The following is a 14,203-nucleotide window of genomic DNA, read 5'->3' as shown; positions in this document are numbered from 1 at the left end:
GGCGCGCGGCGGCAGGAAGGCCGGCGCTAAATTCGGTCGCGCGTGGTCTGGCGGTGGGTTTGCGCGTGCATGGCGGTGAAGAACGCCCGCGCGTCCTCGCAGTCGCGCGCGATGCCCGCCTGCAGGGCATCCAGGCCATCGTATTTGCGTTCGTCGTGCAGTTTGTGCAGCAGTTCCACGCGCACGATTTTACCGTAGCCCCCTTCGGGGCCGAGTCCGGCGGGCCAGTCCAGGCAGTAGGTTTCGAGCAGCACGCGCCCGCCGTTCACGTCGTCCGGGTCCAGCGAAGGGCGCACGCCCAGGTTGGCCACGCCCGCCAGCGGCGCTGTGGCGAGGCCATGCACCAGCACCGCGAAGATGCCGCTGGCCGCGGGTTTCCAGTGCTGGAAGCGCAGGTTCAGGGTGCGGAATCCCAGCCCGCGCCCGAGCTTGCGGCCGTGCACCACGTGGCCGCTGATGGCGTAAGGGCGGCCCAGCAGGCGCGCGGCGTCGTCCATGCGGCCCTGGCCCAGCGCATCGCGCACGGCGGAGCTGGAGACGCGCAGGCCGTGCACTTCATAGCTCTGCATGCGCGCCACGTCGAAGCCCTGGTCCGTGCCTGCGGCGTCGAGGGTGGCGTAGTCGCCCGCGCGCTGCGCGCCGAAGCGGAAGTCGTCCCCCACCAGCACGTAGCGCGCGCCCAGGCCGCGCACCAGCACGGTGTCGATGAACTGCCGCGGCGGCAACGCCGCCATGCGCGTGTCGAATCGCAGCACCACGGCTTGGTCCACGCCGCAACGCGCCAGCGCGGCCAGCTTGTCGCGCAGCGTGCCGATGCGCGCGGGGGCGATGTCGGGGCGGCGCAGCAGGCCGGCGAAGTAGTCGCGCGGGTGTGGTTCGAAGGTCAGCACGCAGTTCGGCACGCCGCGCTGCACGGCCTCGCCGCGCAGCAGCGCCAGCATGGCCTGGTGGCCGCGGTGCACGCCGTCGAAGTTGCCGATGGTCAAAGCGCAGGCGGGCGCGATGCCGGGGTGGAGGAGGCCGCGGAATACCTTCATGGGGACGGTATCGTTTTGATAGCACGCAGCGCCCGTTGCACAAGCGCGCATGACCAATTTGTCATGAAAAGAGGGTATATTGTGACCTAGCGGGCCTGGCATGGAATTTGCCGGGCGGCAAGATGGATCCGCATTCTCCGAGTCAGTGGTCGTTCACCGCATTGTTGATGGAGGCGTGTTTTGAAGGTCTTGAAGTTGTCGGCCCAGGGGTTGCCCCAGTCCTGGATTTCGCTGGAGCAGGCGGTCATCCACTATGCTGCGGACGAGGTGCGCTGGGAGTCCGGTGGCGAGATCGCGGTGTTCCGCGGCGGCCACAACGCCATGACCGGCGAGCAGTCGGTGATCGCGGTCAACAGCATCATCGGCACGCGCGGCGTGCCGCGCATCAACCCCTACGAACTCAAGCCGGGCCTGACCAACGGCAAGCTGTTCGCCCGCGACCGCAACGTCTGCGCCTACTGCGGCGAGCATTTCCACGAGACCGAGTTGACGCGCGAGCACATCATCCCCTTTGCCCAGAACGGCATCGACACCTGGATGAACGTGGTCACCGCCTGCCGCGCCTGCAACCACCGCAAGAGCAGCCGCACGCCTGAACAGGCGGGCATGCCGTTGCTTTACACGCCCTACGTGCCCAGCCTGTGGGAAGACTTCATCCTGCGCAACCGGCGCATCCTGGCCGACCAGATGGAGTTCCTGATGGCGCACGTGCCCAGGTCGTCGCGGCTGCTCGACTGACCGCGCAGCGCGCCCCGGGTTCGTAGCAAAGACCTGCGATACCCGCCAGGGCGCATGGACATCATCCATAAGACCGTATCCGCGCTCACCGCGCAGGCCCTGGCGTTCGGCGCTACGGCGCCCCGCGCATGCACCGGCCCGGTCCGCGGCGGCGCTGAAGTGAAGCGCTCCCCCAGGCTTGCCCACTGCGTGTGGCCGCCAACCCCCTCGCCGGGGGCGATGCCGGCGGCCCGGCAAAGCCGGTTGCGCGGTATCCCTGGCCTCGGGTGCGCCAGTTTCATGCGATGCGGGTGGCGCGCAGCGCGGTGGAGCAACTGACATGAACCAGAACCACGGGTTTCCCAACTTTGCCGCCCATTGCCGCAGGGCGCGCCCGCCATTGCGGTCTCTACGTATGCCGCGTCCGCGCGGATAAAAATAGAATCACGGGCTCGCCCTGTCGATGACAGGTTCCCGCACCGCCTGCGCCCGCCGTCCGCGCGGCGGGCCTTTCCCGGAGACAAAACCACCATGCGCATTCGCTTGCATTCCCGTCGCTTCGTCCTGGCCGCTGGCATGGCTGCGGCCTTTCTGGCCGCGCCCGCGCTGGCCCAGCAGGCCAGGGAGGTGAAGATCGGCTACGCTCTGGCCATCAACTCGCACTACGGCGCCGCCGCCAACGCCTGGGCCGAGTTGGTGGAGAAAGCCACGCATGGCGCGTTCAAGTTCAAGCAGTTCCCCTCCAGCGCGCTGGGCGGCGAGCGCGAACTGATCGAGGGCCTGCAACTCGGCACGGTGGAGGCGGTGATCGTCTCCACGGGCGCTCTCAGCAATTTCGTGCCCGACGTGGGCGTGGTCGATATCCCGTTTCTGTTCCGCGATACGGCCCATGCGCGCGCCGTGCTCGACGGCCCGTTCGGCCAGGACCTGCTGGGCAAGTTCCAGAAGCGTGGCCTGGTCGCGCTGGCCTGGGGCGAGCAGGGCTTCCGCCACCTGACCAACAACAAGCACCCGGTGAAGGCGCCCGCCGACCTCAAGGGCCTGAAGATCCGCGTGACCGAGAACCCGGTGCACATCACTGCTTTCCGCACCCTTGGCGCCTCGCCCACGCCGATGTCGTGGCCCGAGGTGATCGGCGCGCTGCAGCAGGGCACCATCGACGGGCAGGAGAACCCGATGTCGGTGATCGTCTCGGCCAAGCTGCCGCAGGTGCAGAAGTACCTCACGCTCACGGGCCACGTCTACGCGCCGATGGCGCTGATGGTCTCGTCCGCGTTCTGGGGCGGCCTGAACGACGCGCAGAAGGCCGCCTTCACCGAAGGCGCCAAGGCTGGCGCGCTGGCCTCGCGCAGGTTCGTCGACGACGTGGAGCAAAAGGGCCTGGCCGAGGTCAAGGCTGCCGGCATGCAGGTGGTCGAATCGGTGGACAAGGCCGCCTTCCAGGCCGCGCTGGAGCCGGCCTACAAGCAGTACGCGGGAAAGTTCGGCCAGAAGACGCTGGACCAGATCACCGGCACCAGGTGATCGATACGAGAAGCGCCGCGCGCCGCCGCCCGCCCGGCCACGCGCCGGGCCTTTTTCCGCCTTTCGCTCTTCAGGAATAAACGGCGCGCGCCGCGCCAACGACAACACCATGCTGAACCGCATCGAACGCGCCCTGGTGGCGGCCAACCGCTGGTTGCTCATCGTCTTGCTGCTGGCCATGGCCTGCATCGTCTTCACCAACGTGGTGTTGCGCTACACCACAGGCGATTCCATCGTCTGGGCCGAAGAGGTGGCGCGCCACCTGATGATCTGGGGCACTTTCCTCGGCGCGGGGCTGGTGCTGCGCTTCGGCGGCCACGTGGCCATCGACAACCTGCACCAGGCCGTGGGCGCGGCGCGCGCACGCTGGCTGCGCGGGCTCATCGTGGCGGGCATCGGCGTGTTCTGCCTGGCCATGACCTGGTTCTCGATCCAGTACGTCTGGGCCACGCGTTTCCAGACCACGCCGGCCACCGACATCCCGTTCGCCTACGTCTACGCGGCCATGCCCGCGGGCTTTGTGCTGCTGTTCGCGCACCTGCTGTTCATCGCGCGTGGCTACATCCGCGATGGCCGGTATGTCGAGTCCGACGAGATGGACGCCGAGTCCGCCGCCTCGCTCTGACCGGCAGGAGACACACGGCATGAGCATCACGCTTTTCATCGCCGCCATCGTGCTGATGGCGCTTGGCTTCCCGGTCGCGTTCGCGCTCGCCATGTCTGCCGCGCTGGCGGTCTTCGCCGGGGGGCGCTATCCGCAGCTTGTCGTGTTCAAGGAGATGTTCACGGGCATCGACAGCTTTCCGTTGATGGCCGTGCCGTTCTTCATCCTGGCCGCGGAGCTCATGTCCGGCGGTGCGCTCACCGTGGTGCTGCTGCGCTTCGCGGCGCAGTTCGTGGGCCACCTGCGCGGCGGGCTGGGGTACGCCAACATCCTTTCGCTCACGCTGTTCTCGGGCATCTCGGGCTCGGCGCTGGCCGACGCCGCGGGGCCGGGCTCGATGATGGTGAAGATGATGGACAAGGCCGGCTATTCGCGCGCCTACGCTGCGGCGCTGACGGCCAGCACGGCCATCGTGGGGCCGATCATCCCGCCCTCGATCATCATGATCATCTACGCGCTGCAGGACGAACAGGTTTCGGTGGGCGGGCTGTTCATCGCGGGCCTCATCCCGGGCATCCTGATCGCGCTGGCGATGGCGGTGGTCAACTGGCGCGTCTGCGTGCGGCGCGACTACCGCTCGCGCGAGCCGCGTCCCACGCCGCGCGCAATGCTGGTCAACAGCGTCAAGGCGATCCCGGCGCTGATGCTGGTGGTGCTGATCCTGGTGGGCATCCGCTTCGGCATCTTCACGCCCACCGAGGCATCGGTGGTGGCGGTGTTCTACGCGCTGGTCTGCGGCAAGTGGGTGTACCGCACGCTGGAATGGAAGGCGCTGCCGCACATCGCTGCGCGCTCCGCCCTGCTGACGGCCTCGGTGCTGCTGGTGGTCGCGGCCTCCGCCGCGTTCGCCTGGGTGCTGACCATCGAAGGGGTGCCGCAGCAGTTGGCCGAAGCCATCGTGGGCTGGAACCTGTCGTCCTCCACCTTCCTGATCGCGGTCAACATCCTGCTGCTGCTGTTCGGCATCTTCATGGAGCCGCTGCCGGGCGTGATGATCCTCGTGCCCATCCTGGCGCCCATCGCCGCCGCGCTGGGCATCGACCCGATCCACTTCGCGATGGTGGTCATCGTCAACCTTACGCTGGGCATGATCACGCCGCCCGTGGGCGGACTGCTGTTCGTCACGTCTGTCGCCACCAAGGTGCCGCTGGCCGCGCTCACGCGCGAGTTGCCGCCGTTCCTGCAGGCGCATCTGGTGGTGCTGGTGCTGCTGACCTTCGTGCCGGCGATCTCCACCTGGCTCCCGCACGTGCTGGGATTCTGATGGAAATGCTATACAAATAATAGCTGCCACCGCAGGTAGTAAAAGCGCTGCATGCCGATTCGGCTTGCAGCGCTTTTCGCATGGGGCGGCAGGCGAACACGCCCGCCGTGTTCTGCGTGTGCGCCAGCACTTCGCCCAGGCGCGCCAGCATGGCGTGCCGGCTTTTTGGGCCGCCCGTTCTGCAGACCCCGTCCGGGCGGCGACAATCCCACCGCAATGAAGAACATCGTGATCGTGATTTCGGGCGGCGGCTCGAACATGGAGGCCATCGTGCGCGCCGCGCAGCAGGAGCGGTGGGAGGAGCGCCACGGCGCGCGCATTGCCGCGGTGGTGAGCAACCGGCCCGACGCGGGCGGCTTGGCGCGGGCGCGGGCGCTGGGCGTGGCCACCGAGGTGGTGGATCACAGGGGGTTCGCGAGCCGGGAGGCGTTCGACGATGCGCTGGCTGCGGCGCTGGACCGCCACACGCCCGCGCTGGTGGCGCTGGCGGGGTTCATGCGCATCCTCACGCCGGGCTTCGTGGCGCGCTATGCGGGGCGCATGGTCAACATCCATCCATCGCTGCTGCCGGCTTTTCCGGGCCTGCACACGCACCGGCGCGCCATCGAGGCGGGCTGCCGCGTTGCCGGCGCTACGGTGCACCGGGTAACGGCGGAACTGGACCACGGCCCCATCCTGGAGCAGTCCGTGGTACCCGTCCTTCCCGGCGACACACCCGACGCGCTGGCCGCGCGCGTGCTGGCGCAGGAGCACGCGCTGTACCCGCGCGCGATCCGCGCGCTGCTGCGCGAGCCCGCCTGATGCGCCGCGCGGCAGGGGCTGCTGTGCTTCAAGCCAGGGCGCTGATCGCCAGGCCCTGCGCCTGCTGCGCCGCGCCCTGGGCCATGTGGTCGTATTCGCGGCGCGCCAGCTCGGCCAGGCGCGAGATGCCGATGTCGAGCGGGGAGGGCGCGGTGCCCTGCTCACCCTGTTGCGCCGTGGATGCCGTCGCATCGCCACTGCCGGCTTGCAGAGCGTCGGTGAGCTTCTGGGCGAAAGCCTGCGCCTCGTCGCTGCCGATGGTGTTGTCGCCGTTGGTGTCGATGTTGTCGAACAGCGCCTGCAGCGGATCGGCGGCTGAGACGACACCGTCCTCGTTCGTGTCGAGCGGGTCGTGGCTGCTGCTCGCGCTGCCCGATGCGCCGCCGCCGGCTGCCGCGGCGGGCGGGAGTGGCATCTGGGCACCCGCGCCTTGCGCATCGCCGCCGGCGGGCGAGGGGCGGCTGGCCGCAAATTCCGACTCGCTCAGCTTGCCCCTCCCATCGGTATCGAGTGCGGACAGCGTCTCTTCGGCGTCCGCGCCCGCGAGCTGCAACTCGCGCGGCCCATGCGCCGCCTGGCCGTGGCAGGCAGCGAGCTGGGGCTTGCCATCGCCCAGGACATCGCCATGCGCCACAAGGGGCCGGCTGTGGCTGTGCAACGAGGAGCCGCACGGCCGCATCGCCACGGTGGAACTGCCGCGCTGACGTGTTCCCGCCAGGCGGGAGCCGGATGGGACAATACGCCCCATGCATCCCAACGCCTTGCTGGACTCCTGCGCCGAACTGGTGGCGCGCGTGCTCCGGTTCGACCATCCCGCCGACGCCGTCGTCTCGCACTATTTCCGCGAGCACCGCAACCTGGGCCCGCGCGAGCGCGCCACGCTGGCCGAGACCGCCTACACCGTGCTGCGCAGGAAGCTGCTGTTCGAGCACCTCGCGCCCTCGGGCAGCGGGGCGCGCGAGCGGCGGCTGGCCATCCTGGGCTTCCATGGCCCGCGCGACTTCCTGAAAAGCGCGCTGAACCCCCGGGAGCGCCAGTGGCTCGACGCCTGCGATGCGGTGCGGACGCAAGACCTGCTGGAGCGCCACCGCCACAACCTGCCCGAATGGCTGGTGGCGCCGGTGAAGGCCCAGTTGGGCGGTGAATTCTGGCCGCTGGTGGACAGTCTGGCTGAGCCCGCGCCGCTCGATCTGCGGGTCAATATCTACAAGGAAAAAAGGGCGGAGGTGCAGGCGGATATTGCGAAGAAAGCTATTAAAACAGTAGCAACCAGCTATTCCCCCTGGGGCCTGCGTGTCGTCGGCAAGCCTGCGCTCGCCAAGCTCGACGCGTTCACCCGCGGCGCACTCGAGGTGCAGGACGAGGGCTCGCAGCTACTCGCCCTGCTGCTCGATGCCAGGCGCGGCGAGATGGTGGTCGACTTCTGCGCCGGCGCGGGCGGCAAGACCCTGGCCATCGGCGCCACCATGCGCAGCACCGGGCGGCTCTATGCCTTCGACACGTCGGCGCACCGGCTCGACGCGCTCAAGCCCCGGCTGGCGCGCAGCGGCCTCTCGAACGTGCACCCGGCAGCCATCGCGCACGAGCGCGACGAGCGCGTCAAGCGGCTGGCCGGCAAGATCGACCGGGTGCTGGTGGACGCGCCCTGCTCGGGCCTGGGCACGCTGCGGCGCAACCCCGACCTCAAGTGGCGGCAGTCGCCCGAGGCCGTGGCCGAGCTGGCGGCCAAGCAGACGGCCATCCTGGAGAGCGCGGCGCGCCTGCTCAAGCCCGGCGGACGGCTGGTGTACGCCACCTGCAGCATCCTGCCGCAGGAGAACGAGGATATCGCCGCCGCCTTCACGCAGGCGCATGGCGCCGACTTCGTCCCTCTTGAAGTCGTGGAGGTACTGACCCAACTGAAAGTGCCGGACGCCGCCGCCCTCTGCGCCGGACCGCACACGGGCGGCGAATACCTGCGTCTGTGGCCGCACCGGCACGGCACGGACGGTTTCTTCGCCGCAGCATGGACGAAGAAGGACTGATCAGGCTCCCAATGAGGCATGGTTTCACGGCAAATCCATGAAAACCTTGCGAAAAGCAAAACTTTTGCCGGCTTCTGCCCTCTAAAATACAAAGCGCTGCCGGTTGGCGGTGCCCGTTTCTTTCTTTGCAAAAGGCTTTGCGCATATGTTGCTACCCGACTGGGCCGTTCTGAACGCCGCCATTGACTGGCTGGCCCACGGTTTGTTGAATCTATCCTGGTGGGAGATCGTGCTCTACACGCTGGTCACCACCCATGTCACCATTGCCGGCGTGACGATCTTCCTGCACCGCACGCAGACGCACCGGGCGATGGAACTGGGGCCCATACCCTCGCATTTCTTCCGCTTCTGGCTCTGGCTGGGCACTGGCATGGTCACCAAGGAATGGGTCGCCATCCACCGCAAGCACCACGCCAAGTGCGAAACCACCGACGATCCGCACAGCCCGCAGGTCAAGGGCATCGACGCCGTCATGTGGCGCGGCGCAGAGTTGTACCGCGCCGAGGCCAAGAACGAGGACACGCTCGCCAAGTACGGCTCCGGCACGCCCGACGACTGGCTGGAGCGCAACATCTACAGTCGCTACAGTTGGCAGGGCGTGGGCCTGATGCTGATCCTGAATCTGGCGCTGTTCGGCGCCGTCGGCGCCGCCGTGTGGGCGGTGCAGATGGCCTGGATTCCGTTCTGGGCTGCCGGCGTGGTCAACGGTCTGGGCCACTTCTGGGGTTACCGCAACTTCGAGGCGACCGACGCCAGCACCAACCTGTTCCCCTGGGGCATCATCATCGGCGGTGAGGAGTTGCACAACAATCACCACACCTATCCGACCTCGGCCAAGTTCTCGGTCAAGCCCTATGAATTCGACATCGGCTGGGTCTACATCAGCCTGATGCAGAAGATCGGCTGGGCCAAGGTCAAGAAGACGCCGCCCCGGCTGCAGCATGGCGACATCAAGCCCGTGGCCGACGAGAAGACGCTGGAGGCGCTGATCGCCAACCGCTACGAGGTCATGGCCCGCTACGCGCGTGGCGTGCGCCGCGCCTGCAAGGACGAAATCGCGGCCCTGCACACCAAGGGTGCCGACGCATCATCGCTGCGGGCCGCCAAGCGCTGGCTGCACCGCGACACCGTCAAGGTGCCGGCCACCGCCCAGCCGCATCTCGCCCAGGCCCGCGCCGACTACCCGGCGCTCGACAAGATGCTCACCATGCGCGAGGAACTGCGCCAGATGTGGCTCAACACCCACCGTTCGCGCGAGCAGTTGACGCATGACCTGCAGGCATGGTGCCACCGCGCGGAAGAAAGCGGCATTGCCGCACTGCGCGAGTTCTCGGTGCGCCTGCGCTCCGTGCACATCTGATGCACCCGCTGCGCTGATCTGTGCTCACGAAGCCGTCTTTGGCGCGTCGCCGCCCGTTTGCGCCGGGCGTCCGTTTTGCCAGATGACGGCATACTGCCCGAGCTTCTGCTTTTTCTCCAGGCTGTTCGCAACAGCGGCCTGCAAGGCCTTGAGCATGATTTTCGCCTGGGGAGATGGCGGGGTGGGATGTAATGGTCATTACGCAGCCTCTTTCAACCTGGAAACAGCAGTTGACCGCTTTGCATCCCTTGCCAGGCCGCAGGAAATCAGGCGTTGCCGGCTTCGATGGGGTTCACCTCGTGGGTGAGAGCGCCATGCACCTGCCAGCACCGCGCTCGGGGCGCCATGCGGCGTTGCTCCTCCTTGCGGGAGTAGCCCGCGGCACCCCGATCATGGCACCGGCAGGCGCATCCAACTGCCGTTTCCAGGATAAATCAGCTCTACCCGCCAGCCATCGGCTCGCAAACTACGCACCAGCTTCAGGTAACTGCGCCCGGCAGCGTGGTTTCAAACGCAAAGTCTTCACGCTGCGCAATACAGGTTTCAATCTCGCTCAATGTCTGATTCAACGCCTGCCGTACTGTCCGACCCTTCGACCGAAGGCCGCTTCGTCACGTTTGCGGACTCGCCGTTCGAGCTGTTCCAGCCGTATCCACCGGCGGGCGACCAGCCGGCTGCCATCGACCAACTCGTGGAGGGCGTGAACGACGGCGAGGTGTTCCAGACCCTGCTCGGCGTGACGGGCTCTGGCAAGACCTTCACCATGGCCAACGTGATCGCGCGCCTGGGTCGTCCGGCCATCGTGTTCGCACCCAACAAGACGCTGGCCGCGCAGCTCTACAGCGAGTTCCGCACGTTCTTCCCGCGCAACGCCGTGGAGTACTTCGTCAGCTACTACGACTACTATCAGCCTGAGGCTTACGTGCCGCAGCGCGACCTGTTCATCGAGAAGGATTCCGCGATCAACGAGCACATCGAGCAGATGCGCCTGTCGGCCACCAAGAGCGTGCTGGAGCGCCGCGACGTGGTGATCGTGGCAACGGTCAGCGCCATCTACGGGATCGGCGCGCCGGAGGACTACACCCAGATGCGCTTCATCACCCGTGTGGGTGACAAGGTGGGGCAGCGCGACGTTATTGCCCGGCTGATCCGCATGCAGTACACGCGCAACGAGGCGGACTTCACACGCGGCACCTTCCGCGTGCGCGGCGACACCATCGACATTTTTCCCGCCGAGCATTCCGAGTTGGCGCTGCGTGTGGAGCTGTTCGACGACGAGGTGGAGTCGCTGCAGCTCTTCGACCCACTGACGGGCCGCATCCGGCAGAAGGTGTCGCGCTTCACGGTCTACCCATCGAGCCACTATGTCACGCCGCGCGACAAGGTGTTGGCGGCCGTGGACACCATCAAGGTGGAGTTGAAGGATCGCCTGGACCAGTTCGTGCGCGAAGGCAAACTCGTGGAGGCGCAGCGGCTGGAGCAGCGCACGCGCTTCGACCTGGAAATGCTCACCGAGGTGGGCCACTGCAAGGGCATCGAGAACTACACCCGCCACCTCTCGGGCGCGGCGCCGGGCGAGCCGCCGCCGACGCTGACCGACTACCTGCCCAAGGACGCGCTGATGTTCCTAGACGAAAGCCACGTGCTGATCGGGCAGTTGGGGGGGATGTACAACGGTGACCGGGCGCGCAAGACCACACTGGTCGAATACGGCTTCCGGCTGCCGTCGGCGCTGGACAACCGGCCCTTGCGGTTCGAGGAGTTCGAGCGCCGCATGCGCCAAGTGGTCTTCGTGTCGGCCACGCCCGCGGACTACGAGAAGACCCATGCGGGGAAAGTGGTCGAGCAGGTCGTGCGTCCCACGGGCCTCGTCGACCCCGAGGTAGAGGTGCGCCCGGCGACGCACCAGGTCGACGACGTGCTGCAGGAAATCCGCATCCGGGTGGAGAAGAACGAGCGCGTGCTCATCACCACACTGACCAAGCGCATGGCCGAGCAGCTCACGGACTACCTGAGCGACAACGGCGTGAAGGTGCGCTACCTGCACAGCGACATCGACACGGTGGAGCGCGTGGAGATCCTGCGCGACCTGCGCCTGGGGGCTTTCGACGTACTGGTCGGCATCAACCTACTGCGCGAAGGGCTGGACATCCCCGAGGTCAGCCTGGTCGCCATCCTGGACGCGGACAAGGAGGGCTTCCTGCGCGCCGAGCGCAGCCTCATCCAGACGATAGGGCGCGCGGCGCGCAACGTGCATGGCCGCGCGATCCTGTACGCCGACCGCATCACGGATTCCATGCGCCGTGCCATGGGCGAGACGGAGCGGCGGCGCGACAAGCAACTGGCGTTCAACCAGGCGCACGGCATCACGCCGCGCGGCATCGTGAAGCAGGTGCGCGACCTGATCGACGGCGTGTACAGCGAAAAAGCCGGCCAGGAAGCGGAACGCCTGCAGCAGAGCCGGCTCGAACAGGCCAGGGCCGAGGACATGGACGAGAAGGAGATCGCCCGCGAGATCAAGCGGCTTGAAAAGCAGATGCTGGAGCATGCACGCAACCTGGAGTTCGAGCAGGCCACCCGCGCCCGCGATCAACTGACCGCTTTGAAGGCCCAGGCGTTCGGCGCCGCGGGCGGCGATCCCCTGGAGCTTGGCAAGCGCCGCGCATGACCGGCAAGGCCAGGGGAGGGAAAAGTCTTGTTACCCGACAGAATCAATAGGGATTTGTGCTATACTTGAGACAAACACTCAAGAACAAGCCCCAGAAGAAGGGCCTTTTGTCAGCAAAAGGAAAACGGGCGGAGACGGTGCTCCGGTGTTTCCGGAGTGGTTCAGGAATGCCAAGCCAATCAGAAGGAGCTTGCGATGCGTCTCACTACCAAAGGCCGGTTTGCGGTCACTGCCATGATCGATCTGGCACTGCGCCAGAACAATGGCCCTGTCACCCTGGCCGCCATCAGCCAGCGCCAACAGATTTCACTGTCCTATCTGGAGCAATTGTTCGGCAAGCTGCGCCGCCATGAACTGGTGGAGTCTACCCGCGGACCCGGTGGTGGCTACACCCTGGGCCGCAAGGCGGCGGACATCACCGTGGCCGACATCATCGTGTCCGTCGACGAACCCATCGACGCGACACAATGCGGCGGCAAGGAAAACTGCCTGGGCGAGGCCGGGCGCTGCATGACCCATGAGTTGTGGGCGTCGCTGAACCAGCGCATGGTGGAGTTCCTCGATTCCGTGACGCTGCAAAAGCTGGTCGACGAGCAGATCGCCAAGGGTGTCCAGATTGAGGACAAGCCCGCTGTGCGCCGCGCGATTTCGTCCACTCCGGTGGTCAAGCCGATCCGCGTGAATGCGCCGAATTCAGTCTTCGCACTGGGCAACGTGTTCGCCAAGTCCTGAGTTGCGCGGGCCCCGCCGCCGGCAGGGGCCCGTGCTGATGGCACGGCAGCGCGCCGGTTTTGAATTCGCTCTCCACAAAAGATTTATCCGAGTCTGCCCCCCATGGATATGACGCCCCACTTTCCTATCTACCTCGACTATGGAGCCACCACCCCGGTGGACCCTCGTGTCGTGGACGCGATGATTCCCTGGCTGCGGGAGCATTTCGGCAATCCCGCTTCGCGCAGCCATGCCTGGGGCTGGGAAGCGGAAGAAGCGGTCGAAAAAGCCCGTGGGCACGTCGCAGCGCTCGTCAATGCAGACCCGCGCGAAATCATCTGGACCAGCGGTGCCACCGAGTCGGACAACCTTGCGATCAAGGGAGCCGCGCACTTCTACCAAGGGAAGGGCAAACATCTCATCACGGTCAAGACCGAACACAAGGCGGTGCTGGACACGATGCGTGAATTGGAGCGCCAGGGCTTCGAGGCTACCTACCTCGACGTGCAGGAAGACGGCCTGATCGACATGGACGTGCTCAAGGCTGCCATCCGGCCCGACACCATCCTGATCAGCGTCATGTTCGTGAACAACGAGATCGGCGTCATCCAGGATATTCCCGCCATCGGCGCGCTATGCCGCGAAAAGGGCATCGTTTTCCATGTGGATGCCGCGCAGGCCACCGGCAAGGTCGATATCGATCTGCAGACGCTGCCGGTCGACCTGATGAGCCTGGCTTCGCACAAGACCTATGGCCCCAAAGGCATTGGCGCGCTGTATGTGCGCCGCAAGCCGCGCGTGCGCATCGAGGCGCAGATGCACGGCGGCGGCCACGAGCGCGGCATGCGTTCGGGCACCCTGCCCACGCACCAGATCGTGGGCATGGGCGAAGCCTTCCGCATCGCACGCGAAGAGATGGCGCAGGACAACGCCCACGCGCGCCGGCTACAGCGGCGCCTGCTCGATGGCCTGCAGGACATCGAGCAGGTCTATATCAATGGCGACCTGGAGCGGCGCGTACCCCAGAACCTGAACATGAGCTTCAACTTCGTCGAGGGCGAATCGCTCATCATGGGTATCAAAGGACTGGCGGTATCGTCGGGCTCCGCCTGCACCTCCGCTAGCCTGGAGCCCAGCTATGTGCTGCGCGCCCTGGGGCGCAGCGACGAACTGGCCCACAGTAGCTTACGCATGACGATCGGCCGCTTCACGACCGAGGAGGAAATCGACTATGCCATCAGTGCCATCCGCCTCAACGTCGGCAAGCTGCGCGAATTGAGCCCACTATGGGAAATGTTCAAGGATGGTGTCGATCTGAGCACCATCCAATGGGCCGCGCACTGAAGCGCGCCGCGCCGGTTTTGATTTGTGATTTGAAGAGGCAAGCACCATGGCTTATTCCGACAAGGTCATTGACCACTATGAAAACCCCC

At 66.4% G+C, this 14,203-nt stretch carries 13 protein-coding genes; 10 read left to right on the top strand and 3 right to left on the bottom strand.

The window, feature by feature from the left end:
- Nucleotides 1-26: 26 nt before the first annotated feature.
- Complete coding sequence (locus PY257_RS00110; protein ID WP_275737533.1) at nt 27-1,037, bottom strand: bifunctional riboflavin kinase/FAD synthetase; 1,011 nt, start codon at nt 1,035-1,037, stop codon at nt 27-29.
- Between the two features lie 180 nt (nt 1,038-1,217).
- Between PY257_RS00110 and PY257_RS00105 the strand changes: the two genes are divergently transcribed.
- The 5 genes from PY257_RS00105 (at nt 1,218) to purN (ending at nt 6,007) form a co-directional block, all read left to right on the top strand.
- Entirely contained in the window at nt 1,218-1,775 is a 558-nt protein-coding gene (locus PY257_RS00105; protein ID WP_275737531.1) for an HNH endonuclease, read from the top strand.
- Nucleotides 1,776-2,285: 510 nt separating this feature from the next.
- On the top strand, nt 2,286-3,278 hold the full coding sequence (locus PY257_RS00100) for a TRAP transporter substrate-binding protein (protein ID WP_419095631.1): 993 nt from the start codon (nt 2,286-2,288) through the stop codon (nt 3,276-3,278).
- A gap of 109 nt (nt 3,279-3,387) precedes the next feature.
- Nucleotides 3,388-3,903, top strand: coding sequence for a TRAP transporter small permease (locus PY257_RS00095; RefSeq protein WP_275737529.1), 516 nt, complete (start codon nt 3,388-3,390; stop codon nt 3,901-3,903).
- 19 nt (nt 3,904-3,922) lie between these two features.
- The gene (locus PY257_RS00090) at nt 3,923-5,206 is read left to right on the top strand and encodes a TRAP transporter large permease (protein ID WP_275737527.1); all 1,284 of its coding nucleotides are present in this window, start codon (nt 3,923-3,925) and stop codon (nt 5,204-5,206) included.
- Between the two features lie 216 nt (nt 5,207-5,422).
- Nucleotides 5,423-6,007 carry a phosphoribosylglycinamide formyltransferase gene (gene purN / locus PY257_RS00085; protein ID WP_275737525.1) on the top strand — a complete coding sequence of 195 codons (585 nt, stop codon included), beginning with the start codon at nt 5,423-5,425 and terminating at the stop codon, nt 6,005-6,007.
- 28 nt (nt 6,008-6,035) lie between these two features.
- Here the strand turns inward: purN and PY257_RS00080 are convergent, their stop codons facing one another.
- Nucleotides 6,036-6,686, bottom strand: coding sequence for a hypothetical protein (locus PY257_RS00080; RefSeq protein WP_275737664.1), 651 nt, complete (start codon nt 6,684-6,686; stop codon nt 6,036-6,038).
- A 67-nt stretch (nt 6,687-6,753) separates the two neighbouring features.
- On the opposite strand from PY257_RS00080, the gene PY257_RS00075 reads away from it, so the two are divergent.
- Together PY257_RS00075 and PY257_RS00070 are read left to right on the top strand one after the other, a co-directional pair.
- Nucleotides 6,754-8,031, top strand: coding sequence for an RsmB/NOP family class I SAM-dependent RNA methyltransferase (locus tag PY257_RS00075; RefSeq protein ID WP_275737523.1), 1,278 nt, complete (start codon nt 6,754-6,756; stop codon nt 8,029-8,031).
- A gap of 145 nt (nt 8,032-8,176) precedes the next feature.
- Complete coding sequence (locus PY257_RS00070; protein ID WP_275737521.1) at nt 8,177-9,391, top strand: DesA family fatty acid desaturase; 1,215 nt, start codon at nt 8,177-8,179, stop codon at nt 9,389-9,391.
- 24 nt (nt 9,392-9,415) lie between these two features.
- On the opposite strand, the gene PY257_RS00065 is transcribed toward PY257_RS00070, so the two are convergent.
- Nucleotides 9,416-9,547 (bottom strand): hypothetical protein, encoded by a 132-nt coding sequence (locus PY257_RS00065; RefSeq protein ID WP_275737519.1) that lies wholly within the window; start codon nt 9,545-9,547, stop codon nt 9,416-9,418.
- A 400-nt stretch (nt 9,548-9,947) separates the two neighbouring features.
- Between PY257_RS00065 and uvrB the strand changes: the two genes are divergently transcribed.
- The 3 genes from uvrB to PY257_RS00050 all read left to right on the top strand — a co-directional run bounded on the left by uvrB (nt 9,948) and on the right by PY257_RS00050 (nt 14,114).
- Nucleotides 9,948-12,059 carry an excinuclease ABC subunit UvrB gene (uvrB, locus tag PY257_RS00060; RefSeq protein WP_275737517.1) on the top strand — a complete coding sequence of 704 codons (2,112 nt, stop codon included), beginning with the start codon at nt 9,948-9,950 and terminating at the stop codon, nt 12,057-12,059.
- Nucleotides 12,060-12,254: 195 nt separating this feature from the next.
- Entirely contained in the window at nt 12,255-12,791 is a 537-nt protein-coding gene (gene iscR / locus PY257_RS00055; RefSeq protein WP_275737515.1) for a Fe-S cluster assembly transcriptional regulator IscR, read from the top strand.
- Nucleotides 12,792-12,893: 102 nt separating this feature from the next.
- Nucleotides 12,894-14,114: an IscS subfamily cysteine desulfurase gene (locus PY257_RS00050; protein ID WP_275737513.1), complete on the top strand. Its 1,221-nt coding sequence runs from the start codon at nt 12,894-12,896 to the stop codon at nt 14,112-14,114.
- Nucleotides 14,115-14,203 lie beyond the last annotated feature (89 nt).

The sequence above is a fragment of the Curvibacter soli genome (assembly GCF_029211125.1).
Taxonomy (GTDB): domain Bacteria; phylum Pseudomonadota; class Gammaproteobacteria; order Burkholderiales; family Burkholderiaceae_C; genus Curvibacter_A; species Curvibacter_A soli.
This window is presented reverse-complemented; position numbering and strand designations above follow the sequence as displayed.

Excerpts from the sequence above, each read along its gene's own strand:
- PY257_RS00095 (WP_275737529.1), top strand. The coding sequence starts at position 3,388 with ATGCTGAACCGCATCGAACGCGCCCTGGTGGCGGCCAACCGCTGGTTG.
- PY257_RS00075 (WP_275737523.1), top strand. The coding sequence starts at position 6,754 with ATGCATCCCAACGCCTTGCTGGACTCCTGCGCCGAACTGGTGGCGCGC.
- PY257_RS00110 (WP_275737533.1), bottom strand. The coding sequence starts at position 1,037 with ATGAAGGTATTCCGCGGCCTCCTCCACCCCGGCATCGCGCCCGCCTGC.
- PY257_RS00070 (WP_275737521.1), top strand. The coding sequence starts at position 8,177 with ATGTTGCTACCCGACTGGGCCGTTCTGAACGCCGCCATTGACTGGCTG.
- PY257_RS00080 (WP_275737664.1), bottom strand. The coding sequence starts at position 6,686 with ATGCGGCCGTGCGGCTCCTCGTTGCACAGCCACAGCCGGCCCCTTGTG.
- PY257_RS00100 (WP_419095631.1), top strand. The coding sequence starts at position 2,286 with ATGCGCATTCGCTTGCATTCCCGTCGCTTCGTCCTGGCCGCTGGCATG.
- PY257_RS00050 (WP_275737513.1), top strand. The coding sequence starts at position 12,894 with ATGGATATGACGCCCCACTTTCCTATCTACCTCGACTATGGAGCCACC.
- purN (WP_275737525.1), top strand. The coding sequence starts at position 5,423 with ATGAAGAACATCGTGATCGTGATTTCGGGCGGCGGCTCGAACATGGAG.
- uvrB (WP_275737517.1), top strand. The coding sequence starts at position 9,948 with ATGTCTGATTCAACGCCTGCCGTACTGTCCGACCCTTCGACCGAAGGC.
- PY257_RS00090 (WP_275737527.1), top strand. The coding sequence starts at position 3,923 with ATGAGCATCACGCTTTTCATCGCCGCCATCGTGCTGATGGCGCTTGGC.
- iscR (WP_275737515.1), top strand. The coding sequence starts at position 12,255 with ATGCGTCTCACTACCAAAGGCCGGTTTGCGGTCACTGCCATGATCGAT.
- PY257_RS00065 (WP_275737519.1), bottom strand. The coding sequence starts at position 9,547 with ATGCTCAAGGCCTTGCAGGCCGCTGTTGCGAACAGCCTGGAGAAAAAG.